The organism is Streptomyces sp. XH2 (genome assembly GCF_049725035.1).
Classification (GTDB): domain Bacteria; phylum Actinomycetota; class Actinomycetes; order Streptomycetales; family Streptomycetaceae; genus Streptomyces; species Streptomyces roseoverticillatus.
In genome coordinates, this window is the sequence record NZ_JBMMMZ010000020.1 from 26872 (window position 1) to 51722 (window position 24851).

A 24851-nucleotide genomic window follows, 5' to 3' on the forward strand; every position below is an offset into this window, starting at 1 on the left:
GTTCAGGTGCCCGCAGGAGCTGCAGAACGGCAGGCATGAAGATCAACGGGGACCAGCAGGAGCACGAGCGCATGGAGCGGCATACGGGGCGGCGCGAGGCGCGCCACGCGGACGGTCCGCGTTCGGTGGCGGAGTTGACGGCGGCTGTCGCCCGTGGGGAGCGCTTCAAGTACGTCTGTTTCTGGGGGCATCAGCCGCAGCGTGACGGGCGCATCGGCGCGAGCTGCTTCAGCCAGTGGTGGCCTTCGCCGTTCACCGTGGACGGCACCGTCTACGCGACCGCCGAGCACTGGATGATGGCCGGAAAGGCACGGCTCTTCGGTGACGCGGAGGCGGAAGCCGAAGCGATCGCGGCCTCGCACCCGAAGCAGGCGAAGGATGCGGGGCGCAAGGTACGCGGGTTCGACGAGGAGACGTGGCGGCGCCACCGCTTCGAGCTGGTGGTGGAGGGCAGCGTCCACAAGTTCGCGCAGGACGCGGCACTGAGCGCCTATCTGCTGGGCACGGGGCACCGGGTGCTGGTGGAGGCCAGCCCGCTCGACCGGGTCTGGGGCATCGGGCTCGCCGCGGACGACGAACGGGCCGGGGAACCGGCCCGCTGGCAGGGCGACAACCTCCTGGGTTTCGCGCTGATGGAGGCGCGTCAGCGGCTGGCCGGGCGGTCCACGATCAGCACGGGGGCCGACAGGTAGGCGCCGTAGGTCGCCCCGGGGTCGTCGTCGGGCGCCGGACCGTCGCTGTCGTCGACGTCGATGTTGATGTACACGATGACCATCAGGGCGGTGGCGACGAGCCCCACGCCCCCGAGAATCAGGCCGGCGAGCGCTTGCCCGGGGTTCGTGGCCTCTCCCTTGCGCGCCTTGACGCGCCCCACCGCGCCGAAGACGATCGCCAGGACGCCGAGCACCACTCCCAGGACGACCGTGGGGGCGAGCACGGTGCCGACGATGCCGAGCACGAGGGCCGCCAGCCCCATGCCGTTGCTGGGCACGGGTGGCACGTAGAACGGTGCGGCCGGATAGCCGTACGAGCCGGGCTGGTACGCGCCGGGGCCGTAGGGGCTCTGACCGTACGGCGGCGCCTGCATGCCGTAAAGGGGAGGGCCCGGGGCTGCGGAAGGGCGGCCGGGCGGTCCGTAGAGCGTCTGGTCGTACGGGCTTCCGTGGTACGCGCTGGGGGTGCCGGGGCCGGTCGGTGCGAGGGGCACGGGCGGGACGGGGCCCGGGGCCGGGGTGGGGGGTGGCAGCGGGGCCGCATGGGGCTCGGCCGGTGCCGCATGAGGCGGGACGACGGCATGAGGCGCGGGCACTGCATCGGGCACTGCATGGGGCCGCAGCGGTCCGGCGGCATGAGGCGCCGGGGCGCCACCGGCATGCTGCCCGGATACCGGCCGCGCACCGGGCTTCTCAAGGGGTATCCGCCGCTGCGGCGGAGCCCAGGGATCGGAGTTCCGCGGCTCCGGCTGCTCGTCGGCCCCGGTGGCCTTGTCGGACATAGCCCTCCCCAGTCGATACTCCGTCATGCTAAGGCCTGAGCACAACGGTCGCGCACGTCCCGCATACGATGAACGGCACCCGTCGACCGGCTCCGTCCGACCGCGCCATGGAGGCACGCATGTCCGTACTCGACTCGTTCATCGCCGGGCTCCCGAAGGCGGAGCTCCATGTGCACCACGTCGGGTCGGCGTCCCCGCGCATCGTCTCCGAACTGGCCGCCCGCCACCCGGACTCGCCCGTGCCGACGGACCCCGAGGCGCTGGCCGACTTCTTCACCTTCCGCGACTTCGCCCACTTCATCGAGGTCTACCTCTCGGTGGTCGACCTGATCCGCGACGCGGAGGACGTGCGGCTCCTGACGTACGAGGTCGCGCGCGACATGGCGCGGCAGAACATCCGCTACGCCGAACTGACCGTCACTCCCTACAGCTCGACCCGGCGCGGCATTCCCGACGCGGCCTTCGTGGAGGCCATCGAGGACGCCCGCAAGGCGGCCGAGGCGGAGCTGGGCGTCGTGCTGCGCTGGTGCTTCGACATCCCGGGCGAGGCGGGGCTGGAAGCCGCGGAGGAGACCGCACGGATCGCCTGTGAGCTGAAGCCTGAGGGGCTCGTCTCCTTCGGGCTGGGCGGGCCGGAGATCGGGGTGCCCAGGCCGCAGTTCAAGCCGTTCTTCGACCGGGCCATCGCCGCGGGGCTGCACAGCGTGCCCCATGCCGGTGAGACGACGGGCCCGCAGACCATCTGGGACGCCCTGGTCGACCTGCGCGCCGAGCGGATCGGTCACGGCACGAGCGCCCCGCAGGACCCGGACCTGCTGGCCCACCTGGCCGAGCACCGCATCCCGCTGGAGGTCTGCCCGACGTCCAACCTCGCCACCCGCGCGGTGACCGACCTGGAGCAGCACCCCATCAAGGAGATGGTGGCCGCCGGCGTCCTGGTGACGGTCAACAGCGACGACCCGCCCATGTTCGGCACCGACCTCAACCGCGAGTACGGGGTCGCCGCGCGCCTCCTGGAGCTCGACGCGGCCGGCGTTGCCGATCTCGCCAAGAACGCCGTGGAGGCCTCGTTCATGGACTCGGCGGGCAAGGCCGCGCTCCGGGCCGAGATCGACGCGTACACGGCCGCCTGGCGGGGCTGACGGCCGCAGGCGCACGCCGCAGGGACAATGAGCAGCATGTCCAGCCCGAACTCCCCCGCCGTGGGTGCCCGCGCCGTGACCGCTGTCGCCCACCGCGGCGATCCGTACCGGTTCCGGGAGAACACCCTCCCCTCGATCCGTTCGGCGCTGGAGGCCGGGGCGGGGGCAGTGGAGGTCGACGTCCGCCTCACGCGCGACGGTGTGCCCGTGCTGCTGCACGACGCGACGCTGGAGCGCCTGTGGGGCCTCACGCGGGTCCTGGACTCGCTCTCGGCGGACGAACTGCGGGAGCTGACCGGAGGCAGGGTGCCCACCCTGCGTGAGGCCCTGCAGCTCGGCGCGGGGCACTCGGGGCCGCGGCTGTTCATCGACCTGCCGGACGCGTCGGCCGCCGAGGCGGCCGTCGCCGAAGTACACGCGAGCGGGGCCACCGGGCGCGTGTACTACTGCGGCGGAGCGGCGTCGATGCTGGCGGTGCGCCGCGCGGACGCGTCCGCGGAGACCGCTCTGACGTGGACGACGCTGATGCCGCCGCGCCGTGCGCTGCTCGCCGCGGTCGCTCCGCGCTGGCTGAACTACCGGTTCGGCCTGGTGAGCCCCGAGCTCGTGGCCCGCAACCACTCCGACGGGCTGCTGGTGTCGGCCTGGACCGCGGACACCCGGTTCACGATGCGGCGGTTGCTGGCGGCGGGCGTCGACGCGATCACCACGAACCGGGTCGGAACACTGCAGTCGCTGCTCCAGGGCTGAGGGGTGCGGCGGAGCGGGGCGCACGGGGCAGGCAGCGGCGGCTCCCGCATGAGGCGGGGCTAGAGGCCGACGATCTCGTTCCACTCCTTGGTGAAGGCGGGCCGCTCCCGTGCGGTCATGTCGCGCGCCGTCGCCAGGCGTTTGCGCATGTCGTCGCTGGGGAAGATGAGCGGGTTCTCGGCAAGCTCCGCCTGTTCCTTGTCAGAGGACGAGGCCAGGACGTCGCGCGCGGCAGGCACGGGGCAGACGTAGTTGACCGCGGCGGCAAGCTCTGCGGCGACCTCCGGCCGGTAGTAGTAGTCGACGAGCGCCTCGGCGCTGTGCTTGTGGCGGGCGAGGTTGGGCACCATGAGGCTCTCGGCCCACAGCTCGGCACCCTCCTCCGGGACGACGAACTCGATGTCGGGGTTGTCGGCCTGGAGCTGGATGATGTCGCCGGAGTACGCCTGGCAGGCCAGGACATCACCGGACGAGAGGTCCTTGATGTAGTCGTTGCCCGTGAAGCGGCGGATGTGCCGCTTGCGCACGAGGCCTCGCAACTGGTCGGTCATGGTGTGGAAGTCGTCGGCGGTCCAGCGAGTGACGTCGGCGCCGTTGCCCTGCATGAGCAGCGAGTACGCCTCGTCCAGGCCCGCGAGCAGCGTGACCCGGCCACGCAGGTCGTCCTTCCACAGATCGGAGGTGTGGCGGATCTCCCGGCCGAGCTTCTTGCGGTTGTACGCGATGCCCGTGATGCCGGACTGCCAGGGGACGGTGTGCAGCCGGCCGGGGTCGAAGGAGGGCTTGCGCAGCAGCGGGTCGAGGTGGCGGTCGACGTTCGGCTGACGGGAGCGGTCCATCCCCTGGACCCAGCCCAGGCGAACGTAGCGGGATGCCATCCAGTCACTGACGACGATCAGGTCCCTCCCGGTCTCCTGATGGTTCATCAGGGCTGGGCTGACCTTGCCGAAGAACTCGTCGTTGTCGTTGATCTCCTCGGTGTACTTCACCGATATGCCGCTCTGCTTCTCGAACGCGTCGAGCGTGGGGCGCTTCTGCGGGTCGTTCTCGTCCACGTCGATGTAGAGCGGCCAGTTGGCGAACACGAGGCGCTTGTCGCTGCCGGACCGGTCCTCGGCGGCCCTGTCGGCCGGTTTGACGTAGGCGGCGGGCACGCCGCAGCCGGCGAGTGCGGCGGCCCCGGCGCCGGCGCCCAGCGCGCGCAGCAGGGTCCGGCGGGACAGGGGCTTCACTGGCTTCTCTCGCATTCCGGCAGCATGGTGGGTCGGATCTTCGCGGACAATGTACGGCCTGTCCGGGAGGCGACCGCACTTCCCGACACCCTGACGGCCGGGAACGGCCGGCCGTCGATGATACCGGCGCCGGACACGCGGCGGCCCGCACCGGAACGAGCGTCCGGTGCGGGCCACTGTGGCGGCATGGGGCAGCGCCCGGGGCCGGCGGGCCTGGGGCCCCACAGTTCGTAGGGCGTGGGGCCACCGGCCGTGCGGCATGAGGCGCAGTGGCCTGGCTGCCGCATGAGGCGGGCAGGCGCGCCCGGCATGAAGCGGGGGCGTCCACGCCACGAGGCGGCTCGACCCGCCTCACGGGGCAGGCGTTCTGCCGCATGAGGCAAGCCTGCCCAGCGCATGAAGCGGGCCCCGCCTCTCGCATGAGGCGGGGCCGACCCGGCCTCGTCAGTCCAGCGACGTCATGACGTGCTTGACGCGCGTGTAGTCCTCGAAGCCGTAGGCCGAGAGGTCCTTGCCGTAGCCGGACTTCTTGAAGCCTCCATGGGGCATCTCGGCGACCAGCGGGATGTGCGTGTTGATCCACACGCAGCCGAAGTCGAGCTTCTTGGACATCCGCATGGCGCGGCCGTGGTCCTTCGTCCACACCGAGGAGGCCAGCGCGTACTCGACGCCGTTGGCGTACGCGACGGCCTGGTCCTCGTCCGCGAACGACTGGACGGTGATCACGGGGCCGAAGACCTCGTGCTGGATGATCTCGTCGTCCTGCTTGAGGCCGGAGACGACGGTCGGGGCGAAGAAGTAGCCCTTCTCGCCGACCCGGTGTCCGCCGGTCTCGAGCTTGGCGTGGCCGGGAAGCCGCTCGATGAACCCGGCGACCTGCTTGAGCTGGTTGGCGTTGTTGAGGGGCCCGTAGAGCACGTCCTCGTCGTCCGGCTGCCCCGTCTTGGTGTCGGCGGCCGCCTTGGAGAGCGCGGTGACGAACTCGTCGTGGATCGACTCGTGGACGAGGACGCGGGTCGCGGCCGTACAGTCCTGGCCGGCGTTGAAGTAGCCGGCGACGGCGATGTCCTCGACGGCCTTGGCGATGTCGGCGTCGTCGAAGACGACGACGGGGGCCTTGCCGCCGAGCTCCAGGTGGACCCGCTTGAGGTCCTTGGAGGCGGACTCCGCGACCTGCATGCCGGCCCGCACGGAGCCGGTGATCGAGGCCATGGCCGGCACCGGGTGCTCGACCATGAGGCGGCCGGTCTCCCGGTCGCCGCAGATGACGTTGAAGACGCCCTTCGGGTGGCCGAGCTCCTCCAGCACGCCGCCGATGATCTCGGCGATGAGCACCGTGGAGGCGGGCGTGGTGTCGGAGGGCTTGAGGACGACCGTGTTGCCCGCGGCGAGCGCCGGGGCGAACTTCCACACGGCCATCATCATCGGGTAGTTCCACGGTGCCACCTGCGCGCAGACGCCGATCGGCTCGCGGCGGATGATGGAGGTCAGGCCCTCCATGTACTCGCCCGCGGAGCGGCCCTCCAGCATCCGCGCGGCGCCCGCGAAGAAGCGGATCTGGTCCACCATCGGGGGGACCTCTTCGCTGCGCGTGAGGGCCAGCGGCTTGCCGGTGTTCTCGGACTCGGCGGCGATGAGCTCCTCGGCACGCGCCTCGATGGCGTCGGCGATCTTGAGCAGGACCTTCTGGCGCTCGCCCGGCACCAGGTCGCGCCACGCGGGGAAGGCCGCTTCGGCCGCCGCCATGGCGGCGTCGACATCCGCGGCACCGGACAGCGGAGCGGTGGCGTAGGCCTCGCCCGTGGCCGGATTGACCACCTCGATGGTCCGTCCGTCGGCGGCGTCGCGGAACTCCCCGTCGATGAAATTGCGAAGACGACGCAGCTCGGTGGTCATGGCTGCCACCCCTCCTGTCAGATGTCCACTGGGTGAGACCGTCAGCCTAGTCAGTGAGCCCGCGTTTTCGACATACCTCACACCCATGAACGACGGAATCAGTTATTCCCTCACCATCTTGCAACGAATTTCATCGCTCCAGGGTTGCCACACGGACGAGACGCATGCACAGTGGACATGTGGCCACTCGTAGTCCAGACCCGAAGAACGTGCACGGCACGCCGCTCATCGACGCCGTCTCCCTGGCGATCATCGAGCAGCTCCAGGAAGACGGCCGCCGTCCCTATGCGGCGATCGGCAAGGCCGTGGGGCTGTCCGAGGCAGCCGTCCGGCAGCGCGTCCAGAAGCTGCTCGACCAGGGCGTGATGCAGATCGTCGCAGTCACCGACCCGCTCACCGTGGGCTTCCGGCGCCAGGCGATGGTCGGCATCAACGTGGAGGGCGACCTCGATCCGGTCGCCGACGCCCTGACCGCGATGGACGAGGTCGAGTACGTCGTCGTGACCGCAGGCTCCTTCGACCTCCTCATCGAGATCGTCTGCGAGGACGACGATCACCTCCTCGAAACGATCAACAAGCGCATCCGCACCCTGCCGGGCGTGCGCTCCACCGAGAGCTTCGTCTACCTCAAGCTCCGCAAGCAGACCTACACATGGGGAACCCGATAGCCGTGAGCAAGGACCTCTCCCAGACCGCGTACGACCACCTGTGGATGCACTTCACCCGCATGTCGTCGTACGAGAACGCCCCCGTGCCGACCATCGTGCGCGGCGAGGGCACCTACATCTTCGACGACAAGGGCAAGCGCTACCTGGACGGCCTCGCGGGGCTGTTCGTGGTCCAGGCGGGCCACGGGCGGGCCGAGCTGGCCGAGGCGGCCGCCAAGCAGGCGCAGGAGCTGGCGTTCTTCCCGGTGTGGAGCTACGCGCACCCCAAGGCGATCGAGCTCGCCGAGCGCCTCGCCCACCACGCGCCGGGCGACCTCAACAAGGTCTTCTTCACCACCGGTGGCGGCGAGGCCGTGGAGACCGCGTGGAAGCTCGCGAAGCAGTACCACAAGCTCACCGGCAACCCCACGAAGTACAAGGTCATATCCCGGGCCGTCGCCTACCACGGCACGCCCCAGGGGGCGCTGGCCATCACAGGCCTGCCGGCGCTCAAGGCCCCTTTCGAGCCGCTCGTCCCCGGTGCGTACAAGGTTCCCAACACCAACATCTACCGGGCCCCGGTCCACGGTGACGACCCGGAGGCGTTCGGCCGCTGGGCGGCCGACCAGATCGAGCAGCAGATCCTCTTCGAGGGCGCCGACACGGTCGCGGCAGTCTTCCTGGAGCCGGTGCAGAACGCCGGCGGGTGCTTCCCGCCCCCGCCCGGCTATTTCCAGCGGGTGCGCGAGATCTGTGATACGTACAACGTGCTGCTCGTCTCGGACGAGGTCATCTGCGCCTTCGGCCGCCTCGGCACGATGTTCGCTTGCGACAAGTTCGGCTACGTTCCGGACATCATCACGTGCGCCAAGGGCATGACGTCCGGCTACTCCCCCATCGGCGCCACCGTCGTCTCCGACCGGATCGCCGAGCCGTTCTTCAAGGGCAGCAACACCTTCCTGCACGGCTACACCTTCGGCGGCCACCCTGTATCGGCGGCGGTCGCGCTCACCAACCTCGACATCTTCGAGCGCGAGGGCCTCAACCAGCACGTGCTCGACAACGAGGCGGCCTTCCACGCGACCCTGTCGAAGCTGCACGACCTGCCCATCGTCGGCGATGTGCGCGGCAACGGCTTCTTCTACGGCATCGAGCTGGTGAAGGACAAGGCCACCAAGGAGTCCTTCACGCCGGAGGAGTGCGAACGGCTGCTTTACGGCTTCGTGTCCAAGAAGCTGTTCGAGAACGGCCTGTACTGCCGTGCCGACGACCGCGGCGACCCCGTCATCCAGGTCGCCCCGCCGCTGATTTCCGACCAGTCGACCTTCGACGAGATCGAGCAGATCGTCCGCGGCGTGCTCACGGAGGCCTGGACCAGGATCTGACGGACCAGGACGAGCCGCCGGCGCCGCCCGCGGTTCGCCCCTCCCGCCGTGGCCCCGCGCGACCCCCCCCAGGTCATGCGCGCGTGGGCCACGGCTTCGTTGCAGGCGGGCATGAGGCGCAGGCATCGCGCGACGCCGCCCCATGCCAGTCACACGGGGCCTCATGCGGGGGGGGCTCATGCGGGGGGCTCATGCGGGGGGCCTCATGCGGGGGGCCTCATGCGGGGGGCCTCATGCGCGGCCGCATGCCGGGCTTCATGCGACGCCTCAGCCAGGCCCAGCCAGGCCTCATACGGGGTTTCAGCCGGGCCTCATGCGGGCTTCAGCCGGGCCCCATGCCGCGCCTCATGCCGCCGGTGGGCCCGTACTGTTCCAGGGCGCACACGCCACACACTCGTCGCACGCGGGACGCACGCCCGTCGCACGCGCACCACGCCTCTCCGCACATCCGGTCGCACGGTTCCGTCGCATTTGCGCTCCGACTCATATGCGACCCCTGGGGCATGAGGCCGACCGGAGGAAAGTGGGCCGTCCAGCGCCGAGCCTGGGCAAAGGCTAGGATCCCGGTTCCGTACGGTGCCAGTGACCCAATGGCCTCCGGTTCGTTCCCCCGGACAGGGGAACGGACCCTACAGCGACCCGAGGTGCTCGATATGGTGGCCCCGCCGGACAACGACGTGCTCTGGGCACGCGGCCTGCACTACGCCCACAGCGGTTCCCCCGCGCTCGCGGGAGTCTCCATCGGCGTACGCGAGGGAGAGATTCTCGCCATCACCGGGCCACGCGGCTCAGGCAAGACCACGCTCCTCAAATGCCTGTCCGGGCAGATCCTTCCCGACCCCGGCGAGGTGTGGTTCAACAGCGCCCCCGTGCACACCCTCTCGCGTGCCGCCCGAGAGCGGCTGCGACGCGAGCGGTTCGGCTGGATCGACAGCAAGCCCCACCTCGTGCCGGAGCTGACGGCCTGGGAGAACACAGCGCTGCCGCTGCTGATGCGCGGTGTCGGACACCGGGCCGCCAAGCGCACGGCAGGTGAGTGGCTGGAGCGCCTCGACGTCGGCGACTGCCAACGCAAGCGGCCGGCCGCCCTGCTCCAGGCGCAGCGCCAGCGGATCGCCATCGCGCGGGCGCTGGCGAGCGAGCCCACCGTGCTGTTCGCCGACGAGCCGACGGCTCCGCTGCACAACGCCGACCGTGCGCAGGTGCTGCGCACGCTGACCACGGCAGCGCGCTCGCACCACATCACGGTCGTCATCGCCACGCTGGACGACGAGATCGCCACCTTGGCCGACCGTACGGTCTCCCTGGTCGACGGCCGCCGGGGCACCGCGCTCCCGGTGCTGGACGCGCCTGACGGAGAAGGCAGGGCGGCGTGCTCAGTCTCCGCCTAGCGCGCGGCGCGCACCCGCTCGTCCTGCTGCGCAGGCTGCTGGTGGCGGCCGCCGCGGCGGGTGTGGGCTTCCTGCTGCTGTGCACCCTGGGTTATGCGGTGGCCCATCCGCAGTCGACGGGCCAGTCGCTCGTCCGGCTGGTGTGGTGCGCGGTGCCGCTCGCGGCAGTGGTGCAGTTCGCGCTTGCGGTGGCCCGCAGCGACCCGGCCACGCGCCCCCGTGACGGCCTGGACGCCGCGGGTCTCGGCCCCGTGCAGCTCACGCTGCTCGCGGCGGCGTCCACCGCGATCTCGTGCACGCTCGGCAGCGGGTTCGCCCTTCTGCTGTACATGGAGCTCCGGGGCGACCTCGGTGGGCCGCTGAGCGGTTCGGCGAGCCGGCTGCTGGACGGGCAGGTGCACCTGCCGTGGGGCGCGACGCTGACCCTGCTCGGCCTCCTGCCGGCGCTTGCAGCAGGAGCCTGCATCATTGCACTGCACCCGCGGCGTGAGGCGGCGGCCATGAGGCAGCAAGCCGCCGATCAGGCCCCCACGGAGCCCATGGAGGGCGCAGAGGGCGCGGAGGGCGCGGAGCCGGCCGAGGGGCCTGCCGACGCTTCTCCGATCCCGCCTGCCGCCCCCGTACCCAGGCCCGCCTACGCGGGCCTCCCGTGGGGCGTCGCGATCATCGCGGTAGGGCTCGCCCTGGAGGCGTACGTGGGCCATGGCCCGGCGCCCGATCCCAACAAGCTGATCTCACTGCCCGGACGCGCGGACGGCACCTCTCCCGGCGTGCTGGGGGGCTGGCTCCTGGCCTCCCTGGGGCTCGTGCTGGCCGGCCCCGGGCTGACCCACTGGTGCGGGGTGCTCCTGGCCGCCGGGCGGCCCGGAGCGGTACGACTGCTGGCCGGTCGGATACTGCAGGACGCCGCCACCCGGATCGGCCGGCCGCTCGGCGTGCTCTGCGCGGTCGCCTCAGGCGCTCTGGCCGCCGCCGAACTCTACGGCGCCGCATGGAACTCCTCCGGGCCCCGTCCCTTCGGCCCTCTCACCGGCCTCGGCGCGGCGCTTGTGATGGCCTGTGTCACGGCTACGGCCATCACAGCGGCCCTGGACAGCCGGCAGAACCGGACCGGCACCACGGCGGCCCTGCAGCGCCTCGGCATCCCCGCGTCCATGCTCCGTGGGGCGGCCGTCTTGCGTACGTGCGTGCTGCTGGCCGTCCTGACGCCTCTCACGTGGGCGATCGCGGAGCTCGTGGCACTGCCGATGACACGCTGAAGGCGCCTGGGGCGGGCCCGCGGTCCGGGCCCGCCAAGCGGCTGCAGCACAACAGTTCTTGACCAGTTCTTGACTGAAGGCAACTTCGTCGCCGGATTGAGCGTCTGCTGAGGAGCACGACGGATATCCGGCGAACGGAGCTATTGGTGATCATCGGCCTTGTGACGGCTGTCGCGGCCTCGGCCTGTTACGGCACAGGTTCGGTCCTGCAAGCCGTGGGCTCGCGGAAATCGGCCCGCCGGGAGGCCGCGAAGGCCTCTTCGACGGGTACCACCCAGCACGGTGGGCCGAGCCTGTCCTCCACCGCGAAGGCCGCGGTGACGTGGGAGTTCATGGTCGGTACGGTCCTCGACTTCCTCGGCTTCGGGCTCGGCGCGCTCGCCGCCCGCATGCTGCCGCTCTTCCTCTCCCAGACGGTCATCAGCGCCAACCTCGTCGTGACCGCGCTGCTGAGCATCAAGCTCCTGGGCATCCGGCTGACCAAGCCCGAGTGGGCGTCCATCGGTGTCGTCTGCTCGGCTCTGGTGCTGCTGGCGACGGCCGCGGGCCACGAGGGGGGCGGCGACACCCCGATGTCCACGCACTGGTGGCTGCTGATCATTTCGGTCGTGCTGATGGGCGGCGGCACCGTGGCCGTCCGTCTGCTCGGTGCGCGCGCCGCGATCCTGGCCGGTCTGCTGTCCGGCCTCGGCTTCGGCGCGATCGGCGTGGGCGTCCGGATCCTGGACGGGATCGACCCGTTCGACCTTCCGGCGCTGATCGCCGACCCGGCGCTCTACGCGATCCTGATATCCGGTGCGGTCGGCATGTACCTGCACACGGTGGCCCTGCAGATCGGTTCGGTCAACGGCGCCACGGCGGCACTGGTGGTCGGCGAGACCATTCTTCCGGGCATCATCGGCGTCCTGCTGCTCGGCGACAACTCCCGCCCCGGCTTCGCCTGGGTCGCTGTCCTCGGCTTCGTCCTGGCGGTCGCGGGCGCTGTCGCAGTCGCCTGGTTCGGCGAGCCGGACACACCCGTGGCCGAGCCCGAGCCACAGGAGCTCCAGCCTTCGGCGGTTCGCTGACCGTCGTCAGGGCCCCGGCCGCCGCCCGGCAGCCGGGGCCCTGACGTATCCGGCCTTTTGCCGTCGCTCAGCCGTGCCCCGCGGCCGCGCTGTCCAGCAGGACGACGTCCGCCACGTCGAAATCGACGCCTACGCGGTCGCCGGCCTCGGGGGCCCCGTGCAGCCCGCATGCCGCCTCCAGCGCCGGGCCGTCCGCGGGGCGCAGCATCAGCACCACGTGATCGCCCCGGAACGTCCGTCCCGTGACCGTGCACGGCAGGCCCTCGGCCTCAGGCACCAGCCGTACGCCTGCGGGCCGTACGAGCAGCCTGCAGGCACCCTGCCGCGAACCTGACGGAACGGGAATCCTGCCCCATGCGGTGTCAGCCCGATCACCGCTGACCGTCGCCTCGACCACGTTGTCGAAGCCCAAGAAGCGGGCCACGAATTCGGACGCCGGCCGCTGCCACACCTCCAGCGGTGTGCCGGCCTGGGCGATCCGGCCGTCGCGCATGACGACCACCCGGTCGGCCAGTGCGAACGCCTCACCCTGGTCGTGGGTGACGGCCAGCACCGTGGTGCCGAGCCGGCCGAAAAGATCGCGCAGCTCCACCACCAGGCGCTCGCGCAGGCTGCGGTCCAGCTGTCCGAGGGGTTCGTCGAGCATCAGCAGCCGGGGCTGGGGTGCGAGGGCCCGTGCGAGGGCCACTCGCTGCTGCTCGCCACCGGACAGAGCCGCGATCGAGCGGCGCTGCGCGCCGGGCAGCCCCACGAGGTCCAGCAGGTCGGCGACCTTCCGCGCCGTCTCGGCGCGCCCCGTCCCGCGCATGCGCAGCCCGAACGCGACGTTCCCCGCAACGTCGCGCTGCGGGAAGAGCTGGTGGTCCTGGAACATGAGGCCCACACCGCGCCGGTGCGTGGGGACGCCGCTCTGGTCCTGACCCGCGAGGAGCACCCGGCCGGAGTCGGTGTGCTGCAGGCCGGCCACCACCCGCAGCAGCGTGGATTTGCCGCTGCCGCTGGGGCCCAGCACGCAGACGATCTCCTGTTCGGCGACCTCCAGGTCCACCGCGTCGAGCGCCGCGCGCTCACCGAAGCGGACGCCTATCTTCTCCAGGTGCAGCAGGGCCATCTAGAACTCCCCCGTACGGTCGGTGCGGATGCGTTCCAGCACCAGCAGCGCTGCGGCGCACACCAGCATCAGGATCGTGCTCAGGGCCATGGCCTGCCCGTAGGTGAGCTCCCCGGGGCGGCCCAGCAGCCTGGCGACCGCGACCGGCAGCGTGGGGCTGTCGGGGCGGGCAATGAAGACGGTCGCCCCGAACTCGCCCAGGGACACGGCGAACGCGAAACCGGCCGCGACCCCCAGCGCCCTGCCGACCAGCGGCAGATCCACCTCTCGCCATGCCCGCAGCGGCGAGGCCCCCAGTACGGCGGCGGCCTCACGCAGCCGGGCGTCCACGGCGCGCAGGACCGGCAGTACGGTGCGGACGACGAACGGGACGCCCACGAGGGCCTGTGCGAGCGGCACCAGGATCCAGGACGCCCGCAGGTCCAGCGGCGGCTCGTCGAGACTGATGAGGAAGCCGAAGCCGACGGTCACGGCGGACGTGCCGAGCGGCAGCATGAGCAGGGCGTCGAAGCCCCGCACGAGGCGGCCCTCGCGCCGTGTCAGCGCCGCGGCTGCGAGGCCCCCGACGACGACCGCGATGGCCGTCGCGGCGAGCCCGTACGCGAGGGAATTGCCGATCGCCTCCAGCGGGGCGACGACGAACGTGCCGGCGTTGCTGTCCGCAGAGGCCAGCGCCCGGTAGAAGGTCAGCCCGTATCCGTCCGGGCCCTCGAAGGAGCGCAGCATGAGGACCACGAGCGGCGCGAGGATGAGCACGGCGACGACCGCCAGGACGGACGCCAGGAACGCCCACTGCCCAGCGCCCCGTGGGCGCCGCGCGGTGCGCGCCGGGTCGACCAGCCTCAGGGTCGCCTCACGCCGGCGCACCGTCCAGGCGTGCACGGCCAGCAGGGCGGCCACGGCCACGAACTGCAGGAGGGTGAGGACGGCTGCCGTCGGCAGGTCGAGCATCTGCGCGGTCTGCTGGTAGATCTCCACTTCCAGGGTGGCGTAGCGCGGTCCGCCGAGGATCTGCACGACGCCGAAGGAGGTGAAGGTGAAGAGGAAGACCATGAGGGCGGCGGCGGCCACCGCGGGTGCCAGGGCGGGCAGTGTGACCCGCCGCCAGGCCGTGAAGCGCCCCGCGCCCAGGACCCTCGCCGCTTCCTCCTGGCGGGGGTCGAGCTGGGCCCACAGGCCGCCGACGGTGCGGACGACCACGGCGTAGTTGAAGAACACGTGGGCGAGCAGGATCGCCCACACCGTCGTGTCCAGGCGCACCCCCCACCATTCGTCCAGCAGTCCCCCGCGCCCGAGCAGCGCCAGGAAGGCCGAGCCGGCGACGACGGTCGGCAGGACGAACGGCACGGTGACCACGGCGCGCAGCATGCGCTTGCCAGGGAAGTCGAAGCGCGCGAAGGCGTACGCCCCGGGCAGGGCCAGGGCGAGGGTCAGTGCGGTGGAGGCGGCCGCCTGCCAGGTGGTGAACCACAGCACGTGGCCGATGGCCGGGTCGGTCAGGACCTCGCCGACGCGGGCGAACTGCCACTGCCCGCCGTCCTTCAGGCCCCGGGAGACGATCGCGGCGACCGGGTAGGCGAAGAAGACGCCGAAGAAGGCGAGCGGCAGGGCCATGAGGCCGAGCCGCACCGCCATCCGCCGCCCGGCCCCGCCCGCGCCTCGTGCGGGGCCCCGTGCCGCGGCCCCCGGTTCTACTTCAGGACGAGCGAGGACCATGCCTTGACCCACTGGTCGCGGTTCTTGGCGATCTTCTCGGGGGCGAGCGTGCCGGGCTCGTTCACCTGCGCGCCGTACTTGGTGAACAGTTCGGGGAGCTTGGCGTCCTGGTTGGCGGGCTTGACGAACATCTGCAGCGGCATGTCCTCCTGGAACGTACGGCTCAGGAGGAAGTCGATCAGGGCCTTGCCGCCCTCGGGGTTCTTCGCGCCCTTCAGCAGCCCGGCGAACTCGTTCTGCTGGAAGCAGGTGCCCGTGGCCACGCCGGTCGGCGCCTCGGCGGGCTGCGGCTTCACGCCCATGACCTCGGCCGGCGGGCTGGAGGCGTAGGAGACGACGAGGGGCTTGTCGCCCTTGGCCTTCTTCCCGCCCGCCGAGCCGGAGAAGCGCTCGTTGTAGGCCTGCTCCCAGCCGTCCACGACCTCCACGCCGTTGGCCTTGAGCTTCTTCCAGTAGTCCTGCCAGCCGTCGTCGCCGTACTTGGCGGCCGTGGCGAGCTGGAAGGCGAGGCCGGGGGACGAGGTGGCGACGTTCTCGGTGACGAGGAGGTTCTTGTACTCGGGCTTGACGAGGTCGTCGAGGGTCTGCGGCGGGGCCAGCTTGTGGTCGGCGAAATAGGCGCGGTCGTAGTTGACGCAGATGTCGCCGGTGTCGACGGGGGTGACCCGGTGCTCGGCGGCGTCGGCCTGGAGCTTCCTCGGGACCCGCTCCAGGCCCTTGGCCTCGTACGGGGCGAAGATGCCGTTGTCGAGCGCCCGGGACAGGAGGGTGTTGTCGACGCCGAAGAAGACGTCGCCCTGCGGGTGGCTCTTGGACAGGATGGCCTGGTTCACGGCCTGGCCGGCGTCGCCGCCCTTGAGGACGTTGACCTTGTAGCCGGTCTGCCGGGTGAACTGCTTGAGCACCTCGTCGGACGCGGCGAAGGAGTTGTGCGAGACCAGGGTGACGGTCTTGTCCTTGCCGTCCGACGCGCCCGAGGCGCCGGAGTCGTCCGAACCGCCGCACGCGGCCAGGGCCGGGAAGGCGAGCGCGGCGACGGCCGCCGTGCCGATGGCACGCCGAAGGTTGGTGTTCATGGTTGAGCTGACTCCCTACGCCGGTATGACCCGGATCAGGTCCGAGGGTCTGCGGGCCGTGCCGCACTCTCAGCGCCCCGTGGGCGCTCCCCTGTCGGATTGTTCATTTGTGCGAAGGCACCGTATCAGTGCCCTCGCCATGGATCGCCGTCCGAGCTGCGTCGCCGGCTCAGCGCTCGGTGGCGGCCAGCTGTCCGCAGGCGCCGTCGATCTCCTGGCCACGCGTGTCCCGGACGGTCACGGGCACGCCGTGCGCGGCGATGGCCGCGACGAAGGCGCGCTCGTCCTCGGGCCGGGAGGCCGTCCACTTCGACCCCGGGGTGGGGTTGAGCGGAATGAGGTTGACGTGGACGCGCTTGCCCTTGAGGAGCCGCCCGAGGAGGTCGCCGCGCCACGCCTGGTCGTTGATGTCGCGGATCAGGGCGTACTCGATGGAGATCCGGCGGCCGGACTTCTCCGCGTACTCCCACGCCGCGTCGAGGACCTCGCGGACCTTCCAGCGGGTGTTGACCGGCACCAGGGTGTCGCGCAGCTCGTCGTCCGGCGCGTGCAGGGAGACGGCCAGGCGGCACTTGAAGCCCTCGTCGGCGAAGCGCAGCATCGCGGGGACCAGGCCGACGGTGGAGACGGTGATGCCGCGCTGGGAGAGCCCCAGGCCGTCCGGCTCGGGGTCCGTGAGGCGGCGGATGGCGCCGACGACCCGCTTGTAGTTGGCCAGCGGCTCGCCCATGCCCATGAAGACGATGTTGGACAGCCGCGCGGGGCCGCCGGGGACCTCGCCGTCGCGCAGGGCCCGCATGCCGTCGACGATCTGGTGGACGATCTCGGCCGTCGACAGGTTCCGGTCCAGCCCGGCCTGGCCCGTCGCGCAGAACGGGCAGTTCATGCCGCAGCCGGCCTGTGAGCTGATGCACATGGTGACCCGGTCGGGGTAGCGCATCAGCACGGACTCCACCAGCTTGCCGTCGTGCAGGCGCCAGAGGGTCTTGCGGGTGGTGTCGTCGTCGCAGGAGATGTGCCGCACGACGCTCATGAGCTCCGGCAGCAGCTCGGTGGCGAGCTTCTCGCGCGCCGCCGCCGGGATGTCGGTCCACGTCGCGGGGTCGTGCGCGTACCGGGCGAAGTAGTGCTGAGAGAGCTGCTTGGCGCGGAACGGCTTCTCGCCGATCGCGGAGACGGCCTCACGCCGCTCGGCGGGCGAGAGGTCGGCGAGGTGGCGCGGCGGCAGCTTGGCCCCCCGGGGGGCGACGAACGTCAGTTCTCCAGGCGCGGGGGCCATGAGCAAAGACTCCTCATTGACGACGGCGGATGACCTCCGCTATCGCGGAGCCAGCGGCAGGACGATGCCGGAACCCGGAGATCTCACCAGGGGCACCCCCGCATGGGGCGGGGCCGGAAAAGGGCCCGTCGCACAGCGACGAGCCCTTCCAGGGTACCTGGCCCGCCTCAGGCCGAGCCGACGAAGACGACCAGGAGGAGCCAGACCACCGGCGCGGTCGGCAGGAGCGAGTCCAGCCGGTCCATGATGCCGCCGTGCCCCGGCAGCAGGGCGCCCATGTCCTTGATGCCGAGATCCCTCTTGATCATGGATTCACCGAGGTCGCCCAGCGTGGCGCTGACCGCGACGGCGAGGCCGAGGAGCAGCCCCTCCCACCACGCTCCGTCGTCGATCAGGAACTGCATGCACAGCGCGCCGGCGACCATCGCGAAGGCGATCGCCCCGATCAGCCCCTCGCGCGTCTTGCCGGGGCTGATGCGCGGGGCCAGCTTGCGCTTGCCGAACTTCCAGCCCACCGCGTACGCCCCCGTGTCGCTGACCACCGTCAGGATCAGGAACGTGAGCACCCGCCACGCGCCGTCCCCGGCCGCCAGCATGAGGGCCACGAAGGTGGCCAGGAACGGCACGTAGAAGGCCGCGAAGATGCCCGCCGTGACGTCCTTCAGGTAGTCGTCCGGCGACTCCGTCATGCGCCACACGAGGACCGCCAGGGCTGTGAAGGCCACGGCCACCCACGCGCCCTCGGCACCACTGGCATAGCCGGCGATGACCATGGCGGCCCCGCCGACCGCGAGGGGCACCAGCGGGGCGCGGATCGACTTGCGCTCCGCGAGGCGTGAGGTCAGCTCCCACAGCCCGACCACCACGGCGATCACGATCACGCCGAGGAAGACGGGCTTGTAGATGAACAGGGAGGCGAGAATCACCGCGCCGAGGCCGACGCCGACCCCTATCGCCGCCCGCAGATCACGGCCGGCGCTCTTCTTTCCTGCCTTCGGCGACTCGGGCGAGGCAGGCACCGGGGCAGGGTCCTGGGGCCGGATGTCGGGCTCCTGTTCGTCGCGGAACAGGGGGCCGCGGAGATGGGCGGCCCCCTGGTCACGGTCGTCCTGGTCTCCGCCTGCGGAGGGCACGATGGGCATGGGCCGAGTCTGCGCCGCCACGCCCGCCTCGTGCACAGGACCCGCCGAGGGGGCCGCAGAGGACGGCCCCCGGTCGGTGGACACCCGGTATCCGGCGCTCGGCGGGGTCCCCCAGGATGTCTCGTTCATCAGACCTCGAGGAGCTCGGCTTCCTTGTGCTTGAGCAGCTCGTCCACCTGCGCGACGTACTTCGCGGTGGTGTCGTCGAGCTCCTTCTCCGCGCGGCGCACCTCGTCCTCGCCGGACTCCTTGTCCTTGACGAGCTTGTCGAGGGCGTCCTTGGCCTTGCGGCGGACGGAGCGGATCGAGACCTTGGCGTCCTCGCCCTTGGTCTTGGCGACCTTGACGAATTCCTTGCGACGCTGCTCGGTCAGCTCCGGGAAGGTCACCCGGATGATGTTGCCGTCGTTGCTCGGGTTGACGCCGAGGTCGGAGTCGCGGATCGCCTGCTCGATGTTGCGGAGCGCGCTCTTGTCGAAGGGCGTCACCACCGCCATGCGCGGCTCCGGCACCGAGAAGGACGCCAGCTGGTTGATCGGCGTCAGCGCACCGTAGTAGTCCGCCACGATCTTGTTGAACATCGCCGGGTGCGCACGCCCGGTGCGGATCGCCGCGAAGTCCTCCTTGGCGACCACAACGGCCTTCTCCATCTTCTCCTCGGCCTCGAGGAGGATCTCTTCGATCACCACTTGCTCCTGGTGTTATCAGTAAGCAGAGCCTCGCCCCTGCGCGCGTCTTCTCCTGCACGGTGTCCGACCGGCAGGCAGTTGTCCATCCCCGTGCCGAGGTCTTCCCTCGGCACGGAGTTGCCGTCCGTATCGGGTCCGGCCCTACGGACGGCAGTGCGGGTGGTCAGTCCCGCGTGCTCTGGTCGCTCACGAGCGTGCCGATCTTCTCACCCTTGACCGCACGCCCGATGTTGCCCTCGGCGAGCAGCTCGAAGACCAGGATCGGCAGCTTGTTGTCCATGCACAGGCTGATGGCGGTGGCGTCGGCGACCTTCAGGCCCCGTGCGAGCACCTCGCTGTACTCGAGGGCGTCGAACTTCACCGCGTCGGGGTTCTTCTTCGGGTCGGAGTCGTAGACCCCGTCGACGCCGTTCTTGCCCATCAGGATCGCCTCGGCGTGGATCTCCAGGGCGCGCTGGGCGGCGGTGGTGTCGGTGGAGAAGTAGGGCATGCCCATGCCCGCGCCGAAGATCACGACGCGGCCCTTCTCCAGGTGGCGCACGGCGCGCAGCGGAATGAACGGCTCCGCGACCTGCCCCATGGTGATGCCGGTCTGGACGCGGGTCTCGATGCCTTCCTTGACCAGGAAGTCCTGGAGGGCGAGGGAGTTCATCACGGTGCCGAGCATGCCCATGTAGTCCGAGCGGGCCCGGTCCATGCCGCGCTGCTGCAGCTCGGCGCCGCGGAAGAAGTTGCCGCCGCCGATGACGACGGCGATCTCGTAGCCCTCGCGGACCACGGCCGCGATCTCACGGGCGATGGCGTGCACGACATCGGGGTCGACGCCGAGGCCGCCCCCGCCGGCGAACGCCTCGCCGGACAGTTTGAGCAGGAACCGGCGGCGTGAGCCGTGGTCAGCACTGGTGTCGTCGGCAGCCTGCCGGGCGTCCGCACCCTGATTCATTGGAGCTCTCCTCGTGCACATACGAAGAAGGCCATTGCCGGATGGGTCCTTTCGGTTCCCTGTACGGCAATGGCCTCCTCGTCACATCAGCGGCCGACCGGTGAGGGATCGGCTGCGTACGACCCTAGCGGGTCGCAGGTCAATCGCTGCCCTGCTGACGGCTCAGGCGCCGACGCGGATGCGCGCGAAGCGCTTCAGCGTGACACCGGCCTCATCCAGGACCTTCTGGACGGTCTTCTTGTTGTCCTTGGCGAACGCCTGCTCGAGAACGGCGTTCTCCTTGACGAAGCCGGTGACGCGACCCTCGATGATCTTCGGCAGGGCGGCCTCGGGCTTGCCCTCCTCGCGGGCGGTGGCCTCGGCGACGCGGCGCTCGTTCTCCAGGACGTCGGCCGGGATGTCCTCACGGGAGAGGAACTTCGGCGCGAACGCGGCGATGTGCTGCGCGACGTCCTTGGCGACCTCGGCGTTCTCCTTGTCCAGCTCGACCAGGACGCCGACCTGCGGGGGCAGGTCCGCGGCGGTGCGGTGCATGTACACGGAGACGAAGCCGTCGTCGAAGCGCGCGAAGCGGTCGACGACGATCTTCTCGCCCAGGGTGGCGTTGGCCTCGTCCACGAACGCCTGGACGGTCTTGCCGGCCTCGATCTCGGAGCCCATGAGGGCCTCGACGTCGGCCGGGGCGCTCTTGGCGACGTGGGCGGCCAGAGCCTCGGCGACGGCCACGAACTTCTCGCCCTTGGCGACGAAGTCGGTCTCGCACTTCAGCTCGACGATGACACCGGAGGTGTTGTCGTCGGCGACGACGGAGACGACGGCACCGTTCTCGGTGGTGCGGCTCTCGCGCTTGGCAACGCCCTTGAGGCCCTTGACGCGCACGATCTCGACGGCCTTCTCGAGGTTGCCCTCGGCCTCGTCCAGCGCCTTCTTGCAGTCCATCATGCCGGCGCCGGTGAGCTCACGGAGCTTCTTGACGTCAGCGGCGGTGAAGTTCGCCATGGTCTGTGAATCTCTCTCGAAAGTCGTTGGGTGACTACGGGTGCACGACGGGGGAGGCGCTCCTCGCGCCGTCCCCCGTCATGATCTACCGACTGAGTTGTCAGGCCTGCTCGGCGTCCGCGGCCGGAGCCTCGGCAGCGGCCTCGGCCGGCTTCTCGGCCTCGGCGTCGGCCTTCTTCTCGCCCTCGAGCAGGTCGCGCTCCCACTCGGCGAGGGGCTCGCCGGCGGCCTTGTCGGCCTTCGCGTCACCGGTGGCGGCACCGGAGCGGGCGATGAGGCCCTCGGCGACGGCGTCGGCGATCACACGGGTGAGCAGCGTGACGGAGCGGATCGCGTCGTCGTTGCCCGGGATCTTGTAGTCGACCTCGTCGGGGTCGCAGTTGGTGTCGAGGATCGCGACGACCGGGATGCGGAGCTTGCGCGCCTCACCGACGGCGATGTGCTCCTTCTTGGTGTCGACGATCCAGACGGCGCTCGGCACCTTCTGCATCTCGCGGATGCCGCCGAGGGTCTTCTCCAGCTTGGCCTTCTCGCGGGAGAGGACCAGGAGCTCCTTCTTGGTGAGGCCGGAGGCGGCCACGTCCTCGAAGTCGATGAGCTCGAGCTCCTTCAGGCGCTGCAGGCGCTTGTAGACGGTCGAGAAGTTGGTGAGCATGCCGCCCAGCCAGCGCTGGTTGACGTAGGGCATGCCGACACGGGTCGCCTGCTCGGCGATGGCCTCCTGGGCCTGCTTCTTCGTACCGACGAACATGATGGAGCCGCCGTGCGCGACGGTCTCCTTGACGAACTCGTAGGCGCGGTCGATGTACGACAGCGACTGGAGCAGGTCGATGATGTAGATGCCGTTGCGCTCCGTGAAGATGAAACGCTTCATCTTCGGGTTCCAACGACGGGTCTGGTGACCGAAGTGGACGCCGCTCTCCAGCAGCTCCCGCATCGTGACGACGGCCATGGCCGCGCTCCTTGAAATACTCGGTTCCACGACGGCCGGGCGGCCGCCGCTCCTGACGCCCCGACGCGCCTGCCGTGGACGGCGCCCTTGCGAGGAACCTTCCGCGGACCGAGAGACACGGCCACCGGGCTGCCCGAAAAGGGACTGACGCGCCGGTAGCGGGGCGTGCGAAGTCGATCCGGTGACCCGGATCGCCATGAGAAGTGTACGGGACCCGGGAAGGCGCGGGTGACGACGTTGTGCACAACCCGCGAGTAGTCCACAGATCTCCGTCAAGATCCCCGCGATCGCCGGAAGTCCGCCACCGTACCGGCATGACTCTCATCGGATCTTTGACACGGCTCGGATCTTTCACGCGACGCCTGCTCGCCGGGGCCGGAGCGGTCACGCTCTGTGTCCTCGCGGCGGCGGTCGCGGGCGGTACGGCACCGGGCGCACGGGCCTCGGCGGCTCCCGCTCCCGCTCCGGCCCCCGCACCTGCTCCGGCACCTCCTCCGGCGCCCGAGGTGCCCGCCGCCGCGCCCGCGGCATCCGCCCGGTCCGCGCCCGCGGGGCCCGGGCCGGCCGGGCCGGGGAGCGGCGGGCCGGGGCGGGGCGACCGGGCCTGGCCTGTCGCCGGGGCGCGAGGTGGCCGACCTCTGCTCGTACGGGTCTGGCGGCCGCCGCCGGTGCCCTGGGCCGCTGGACACCGCGGAGTGGATCTCGTCGCCCGTCCCGGTCAGCCGGTGCGTGCCGCCGCGCCCGGCACCGTGTCCTTCGCCGGCACCGTCGCCGGGCGGGGTGTGGTGGCGGTCAAGCACCCGGGGACGGGCGATCCGCCGCTGCGGACCACGTACGAGCCGGTGGACGCGATGGTGAAGGAAGGGGACGAGGTGACGGCGGGGCAAGTGATCGGCACGCTCCAGGCGGGGCCCTCCCTCTCACACTGCCTGAAGGGGACGGGAGGTGCGGCCGGCTCCGGGGCCTGCCTGCACTGGGGGCTGCTCCGCGGAAAGATCTACCTGGACCCCCTGTCCCTGCTGCCGCCGTGGATGCTGCGCAGGCCGCCGTCCCGGCTCCTGCCGCTGTCCGGCGGGGCCGGTACGGCCGTGGTCAGCCCCTGACGCCGCGCAGCGCCATGGACACGGCCGCTTCGATGATGCGGTCCGGCTCCTCGGCCGCGCCGAGCTCGATCCGGCGTACGGCTGCGTCGACGACGCCCTGCAGGAGCATGGCGGCCAGGCGGGGCTGCTCGTGGCCGAGGCCTTCGAGGGCCTCCACGACCATGGCGATGAGCCCGCCGTGGGCGGCGCGGATCTTCTCGCGCGCGCCCGCGTCCAGCTCTCCGGCGGAGATCGCGACCACGGCGCGGTGGCGGCGGTCTCCGACGAGGGCCAGCTGGCGGCGCACGTACGCCTCGATCTTCGCCTCGGGTGTGTCCGCGTTCTCCATGGCGGCCTCGACCTCAGCTGCCCACACGGGGAAGTCGACGGCACACAGCTCCTCGACCACGGCCGCCCGCGAGCGGAAGTACTCGTAGACCGAGGACCGGGCCAGTCCCGTGCGCTCGGCCAGGGCGGGGAAGGTCAGCGCCTCCGTGCCGCCTTCGGACAGCAGGGAGCGGGCGGCGTCCAGCAGGGCGCCGCGCTGCATCGTCCGGTGCTCGGCCACTGAGGCCGCTCGAATCCTGGGCACGTCCCCACTTTACGGATTACCGGGGGCCGGGACGACGCCGAGGGAGGATTCCCGCCGGTGTCAGCGGCCGACGTCCGCCAGCTTGGCCCTCAGCTGGAGCACCGACTTCGTGTGGATCTGGCTGACCCTGCTCTCCGTGACGCCGAGGACGTGCCCGATCTCGGCCAGGGTGAGGCCCTCGTAGTAGTAGAGGGTGACCACGGTCTTCTCGCGCTCGGGGAGCGTGTTGATCGCGCGGGCGAGGAGGCGGCGCAGCTCGCGGTCCTCGGCGACCTCGACGGGGTCGTCGGCAGCGGTGTCCTCCAGGGTGTCCATCAGGCTCAGCCGTTCGCCGCCCTCGGCGCCGGCGTGCAGGAGGTCCTCCAGGGCGACCACGTTGGTGAGCGACAACTGGCTGAAGACGCCGTGCAGTTCCTCGATGCCGATGCCCATCTCGGCCGCCACCTCGGCCTCGGTGGGGGTGCGCCGCAGCTCGGCCTCCAGCGTGGCGTACGCGCGCTCGACCGCGCGGGCCTTCTGGCGGACGGAGCGCGGGATCCAGTCCAGCGCGCGCAGTTCGTCGATCATCGCCCCGCGGATCCGGGTGATGGCGTACGTCTCGAACTTGATCTCCCGGGCGGGGTCGAACTTCTCGATGGCGTCGATGAGTCCGAAGATCCCCGAGGACACGAAGTCGGCCTGTTCGACGTTGGACGGCAGACCGACGCTGACACGCCCCGCCACGTACTTCACCAGGGGCGAGTAGTGGAGGATCAGCTGTTCCCGCAGCCGGTCGTCGCCCGAGGCCTTGTACGACCGCCACAGCTCATCGAGCGTCGAGGGTGCGGGAGGGCGCTCGGCGCCGCGCGCCGCGGGCGGCACCGCCGCGCGGTCCGAACCGGAGGTGTGCTGGGGCATTCGTCGTCTTGAGCCGTTCTGCTGTGACGTGGGTCGAGTGGTACGAATGGCTGGAATCCCGTGAGCGTAGCGTGACTGCTGCGTTGCGGTATGCGATGAGTCCTCTTCG

Annotated in this window: 23 protein-coding genes and 1 riboswitch; of the genes, 9 read left to right on the top strand and 14 right to left on the bottom strand. The window is 70.8% G+C overall.

The genetic code is table 11. The features are described from left to right. Nucleotides 1-71: 71 nt before the first annotated feature. Entirely contained in the window at nucleotides 72-692 is a 621-nt protein-coding gene (locus ACOTKD_RS33890; protein ID WP_424892912.1) for an NADAR family protein, read from the top strand. Here the strand turns inward: ACOTKD_RS33890 and ACOTKD_RS33895 are convergent. Next, the gene (locus tag ACOTKD_RS33895; protein WP_424892844.1) at nucleotides 644-1207 is read right to left on the bottom strand and encodes a DUF4190 domain-containing protein; all 564 of its coding nucleotides are present in this window, start codon (nucleotides 1205-1207) and stop codon (nucleotides 644-646) included. The two genes, ACOTKD_RS33890 and ACOTKD_RS33895, sit on opposite strands and share 49 nt — an antisense overlap. Nucleotides 1208-1614: 407 nt before the next feature. Between ACOTKD_RS33895 and ACOTKD_RS33900 the strand changes: the two genes are divergently transcribed. Continuing rightward, the gene (locus tag ACOTKD_RS33900) at nucleotides 1615-2637 is read left to right on the top strand and encodes an adenosine deaminase (protein WP_424892845.1); all 1023 of its coding nucleotides are present in this window, start codon (nucleotides 1615-1617) and stop codon (nucleotides 2635-2637) included. Between the two features lie 36 nt (nucleotides 2638-2673). Further along, nucleotides 2674-3387, top strand: a complete 714-nt coding sequence (locus ACOTKD_RS33905; protein ID WP_424892846.1) for a glycerophosphodiester phosphodiesterase — start codon at nucleotides 2674-2676, stop codon at nucleotides 3385-3387. A gap of 59 nt (nucleotides 3388-3446) precedes the next feature. Here the strand turns inward: ACOTKD_RS33905 and ACOTKD_RS33910 are convergent, their stop codons facing one another. Next, nucleotides 3447-4634 (bottom strand): polyamine ABC transporter substrate-binding protein, encoded by a 1188-nt coding sequence (locus tag ACOTKD_RS33910; protein WP_424892847.1) that lies wholly within the window; start codon nucleotides 4632-4634, stop codon nucleotides 3447-3449. Between the two features lie 429 nt (nucleotides 4635-5063). Then, nucleotides 5064-6515, bottom strand: coding sequence for a gamma-aminobutyraldehyde dehydrogenase (locus tag ACOTKD_RS33915; protein ID WP_424892848.1), 1452 nt, complete (start codon nucleotides 6513-6515; stop codon nucleotides 5064-5066). Nucleotides 6516-6679: 164 nt separating this feature from the next. Between ACOTKD_RS33915 and ACOTKD_RS33920 the strand changes: the two genes are divergently transcribed. From ACOTKD_RS33920 to ACOTKD_RS33940, 5 genes are all read left to right on the top strand, one after another. Continuing rightward, complete coding sequence (locus ACOTKD_RS33920) at nucleotides 6680-7183, top strand: Lrp/AsnC family transcriptional regulator (RefSeq protein WP_424892849.1); 504 nt, start codon at nucleotides 6680-6682, stop codon at nucleotides 7181-7183. Then, nucleotides 7168-8547 (top strand): aspartate aminotransferase family protein, encoded by a 1380-nt coding sequence (locus ACOTKD_RS33925; RefSeq protein WP_424892850.1) that lies wholly within the window; start codon nucleotides 7168-7170, stop codon nucleotides 8545-8547. Before ACOTKD_RS33920 ends, ACOTKD_RS33925 begins: the two co-directional genes overlap by 16 nt. A gap of 653 nt (nucleotides 8548-9200) precedes the next feature. Continuing rightward, complete coding sequence (locus ACOTKD_RS33930; protein ID WP_424892851.1) at nucleotides 9201-9938, top strand: ABC transporter ATP-binding protein; 738 nt, start codon at nucleotides 9201-9203, stop codon at nucleotides 9936-9938. Beyond that, complete coding sequence (locus tag ACOTKD_RS33935; protein ID WP_424892852.1) at nucleotides 9920-11197, top strand: hypothetical protein; 1278 nt, start codon at nucleotides 9920-9922, stop codon at nucleotides 11195-11197. The genes ACOTKD_RS33930 and ACOTKD_RS33935 overlap by 19 nt, the downstream gene beginning before the upstream one ends. A gap of 146 nt (nucleotides 11198-11343) precedes the next feature. After that, a complete protein-coding gene (locus ACOTKD_RS33940) occupies nucleotides 11344-12264 on the top strand; it encodes a hypothetical protein (RefSeq protein ID WP_424892853.1) in 921 nt (306 codons plus the stop codon). Between the two features lie 67 nt (nucleotides 12265-12331). On the opposite strand, the gene ACOTKD_RS33945 is transcribed toward ACOTKD_RS33940, so the two are convergent. The 9 genes from ACOTKD_RS33945 to rpsB all read right to left on the bottom strand — a co-directional run bounded on the left by ACOTKD_RS33945 (nucleotide 12332) and on the right by rpsB (nucleotide 22171). Next, nucleotides 12332-13375, bottom strand: a complete 1044-nt coding sequence (locus ACOTKD_RS33945) for an ABC transporter ATP-binding protein (protein ID WP_424892855.1) — start codon at nucleotides 13373-13375, stop codon at nucleotides 12332-12334. Beyond that, nucleotides 13376-15010 carry an ABC transporter permease gene (locus ACOTKD_RS33950; protein WP_424892856.1) on the bottom strand — a complete coding sequence of 545 codons (1635 nt, stop codon included), beginning with the start codon at nucleotides 15008-15010 and terminating at the stop codon, nucleotides 13376-13378. It abuts the gene before it with no gap. A 56-nt stretch (nucleotides 15011-15066) separates the two neighbouring features. After that, a complete protein-coding gene (locus tag ACOTKD_RS33955) occupies nucleotides 15067-16167 on the bottom strand; it encodes a thiamine ABC transporter substrate-binding protein (RefSeq protein WP_424892857.1) in 1101 nt (366 codons plus the stop codon). Further along, a riboswitch (TPP riboswitch) is annotated at nucleotides 16163-16270 on the bottom strand. Its footprint overlaps the gene before it by 5 nt. A gap of 66 nt (nucleotides 16271-16336) precedes the next feature. Then, nucleotides 16337-17446 carry a 23S rRNA (adenine(2503)-C(2))-methyltransferase RlmN gene (rlmN, locus tag ACOTKD_RS33960; protein ID WP_030369662.1) on the bottom strand — a complete coding sequence of 370 codons (1110 nt, stop codon included), beginning with the start codon at nucleotides 17444-17446 and terminating at the stop codon, nucleotides 16337-16339. A 167-nt stretch (nucleotides 17447-17613) separates the two neighbouring features. Continuing rightward, nucleotides 17614-18717: a phosphatidate cytidylyltransferase gene (locus tag ACOTKD_RS33965; RefSeq protein ID WP_424892858.1), complete on the bottom strand. Its 1104-nt coding sequence runs from the start codon at nucleotides 18715-18717 to the stop codon at nucleotides 17614-17616. Next, nucleotides 18717-19274, bottom strand: a complete 558-nt coding sequence (gene frr / locus ACOTKD_RS33970; RefSeq protein WP_424892859.1) for a ribosome recycling factor — start codon at nucleotides 19272-19274, stop codon at nucleotides 18717-18719. Before frr ends, ACOTKD_RS33965 begins: the two co-directional genes overlap by 1 nt. Nucleotides 19275-19440: 166 nt before the next feature. Then, nucleotides 19441-20220, bottom strand: coding sequence for a UMP kinase (gene pyrH, locus ACOTKD_RS33975; protein ID WP_424892860.1), 780 nt, complete (start codon nucleotides 20218-20220; stop codon nucleotides 19441-19443). Nucleotides 20221-20382: 162 nt separating this feature from the next. Then, the gene (gene tsf, locus ACOTKD_RS33980; RefSeq protein ID WP_424892861.1) at nucleotides 20383-21219 is read right to left on the bottom strand and encodes a translation elongation factor Ts; all 837 of its coding nucleotides are present in this window, start codon (nucleotides 21217-21219) and stop codon (nucleotides 20383-20385) included. A 100-nt stretch (nucleotides 21220-21319) separates the two neighbouring features. Beyond that, nucleotides 21320-22171, bottom strand: coding sequence for a 30S ribosomal protein S2 (gene rpsB, locus ACOTKD_RS33985; protein ID WP_106676927.1), 852 nt, complete (start codon nucleotides 22169-22171; stop codon nucleotides 21320-21322). Between the two features lie 695 nt (nucleotides 22172-22866). Here rpsB and ACOTKD_RS33990 point away from each other — a divergent pair. Beyond that, complete coding sequence (locus ACOTKD_RS33990) at nucleotides 22867-23274, top strand: M23 family metallopeptidase (protein ID WP_424892862.1); 408 nt, start codon at nucleotides 22867-22869, stop codon at nucleotides 23272-23274. Here ACOTKD_RS33990 and ACOTKD_RS33995 read toward each other — a convergent pair. Beyond that, entirely contained in the window at nucleotides 23264-23803 is a 540-nt protein-coding gene (locus ACOTKD_RS33995) for a TetR/AcrR family transcriptional regulator (RefSeq protein ID WP_424892913.1), read from the bottom strand. The genes ACOTKD_RS33990 and ACOTKD_RS33995 overlap by 11 nt on opposite strands. A gap of 102 nt (nucleotides 23804-23905) precedes the next feature. Further along, the gene (whiG, locus tag ACOTKD_RS34000) at nucleotides 23906-24742 is read right to left on the bottom strand and encodes an RNA polymerase sigma factor WhiG (RefSeq protein WP_030369654.1); all 837 of its coding nucleotides are present in this window, start codon (nucleotides 24740-24742) and stop codon (nucleotides 23906-23908) included. Nucleotides 24743-24851 lie beyond the last annotated feature (109 nt).

Coding starts and splice junctions, on each gene's coding strand:
- ACOTKD_RS33930 (WP_424892851.1), top strand. CDS start 9,201: ATGGTGGCCCCGCCGGACAACGACGTGCTCTGGGCACGCGGCCTGCAC.
- ACOTKD_RS33915 (WP_424892848.1), bottom strand. CDS start 6,515: ATGACCACCGAGCTGCGTCGTCTTCGCAATTTCATCGACGGGGAGTTC.
- rpsB (WP_106676927.1), bottom strand. CDS start 22,171: ATGGCCGTCGTCACGATGCGGGAGCTGCTGGAGAGCGGCGTCCACTTC.
- tsf (WP_424892861.1), bottom strand. CDS start 21,219: ATGGCGAACTTCACCGCCGCTGACGTCAAGAAGCTCCGTGAGCTCACC.
- rlmN (WP_030369662.1), bottom strand. CDS start 17,446: ATGGCCCCCGCGCCTGGAGAACTGACGTTCGTCGCCCCCCGGGGGGCC.
- ACOTKD_RS33950 (WP_424892856.1), bottom strand. CDS start 15,010: ATGGCGGTGCGGCTCGGCCTCATGGCCCTGCCGCTCGCCTTCTTCGGC.
- ACOTKD_RS33925 (WP_424892850.1), top strand. CDS start 7,168: ATGGGGAACCCGATAGCCGTGAGCAAGGACCTCTCCCAGACCGCGTAC.
- ACOTKD_RS33910 (WP_424892847.1), bottom strand. CDS start 4,634: ATGCGAGAGAAGCCAGTGAAGCCCCTGTCCCGCCGGACCCTGCTGCGC.
- ACOTKD_RS33965 (WP_424892858.1), bottom strand. CDS start 18,717: ATGAACGAGACATCCTGGGGGACCCCGCCGAGCGCCGGATACCGGGTG.
- ACOTKD_RS33920 (WP_424892849.1), top strand. CDS start 6,680: ATGCACAGTGGACATGTGGCCACTCGTAGTCCAGACCCGAAGAACGTG.
- ACOTKD_RS33955 (WP_424892857.1), bottom strand. CDS start 16,167: ATGAACACCAACCTTCGGCGTGCCATCGGCACGGCGGCCGTCGCCGCG.
- ACOTKD_RS33900 (WP_424892845.1), top strand. CDS start 1,615: ATGTCCGTACTCGACTCGTTCATCGCCGGGCTCCCGAAGGCGGAGCTC.
- ACOTKD_RS33905 (WP_424892846.1), top strand. CDS start 2,674: ATGTCCAGCCCGAACTCCCCCGCCGTGGGTGCCCGCGCCGTGACCGCT.
- ACOTKD_RS33995 (WP_424892913.1), bottom strand. CDS start 23,803: ATGCAGCGCGGCGCCCTGCTGGACGCCGCCCGCTCCCTGCTGTCCGAA.
- pyrH (WP_424892860.1), bottom strand. CDS start 20,220: ATGAATCAGGGTGCGGACGCCCGGCAGGCTGCCGACGACACCAGTGCT.
- ACOTKD_RS33890 (WP_424892912.1), top strand. CDS start 72: ATGGAGCGGCATACGGGGCGGCGCGAGGCGCGCCACGCGGACGGTCCG.
- ACOTKD_RS33945 (WP_424892855.1), bottom strand. CDS start 13,375: ATGGCCCTGCTGCACCTGGAGAAGATAGGCGTCCGCTTCGGTGAGCGC.
- whiG (WP_030369654.1), bottom strand. CDS start 24,742: ATGCCCCAGCACACCTCCGGTTCGGACCGCGCGGCGGTGCCGCCCGCG.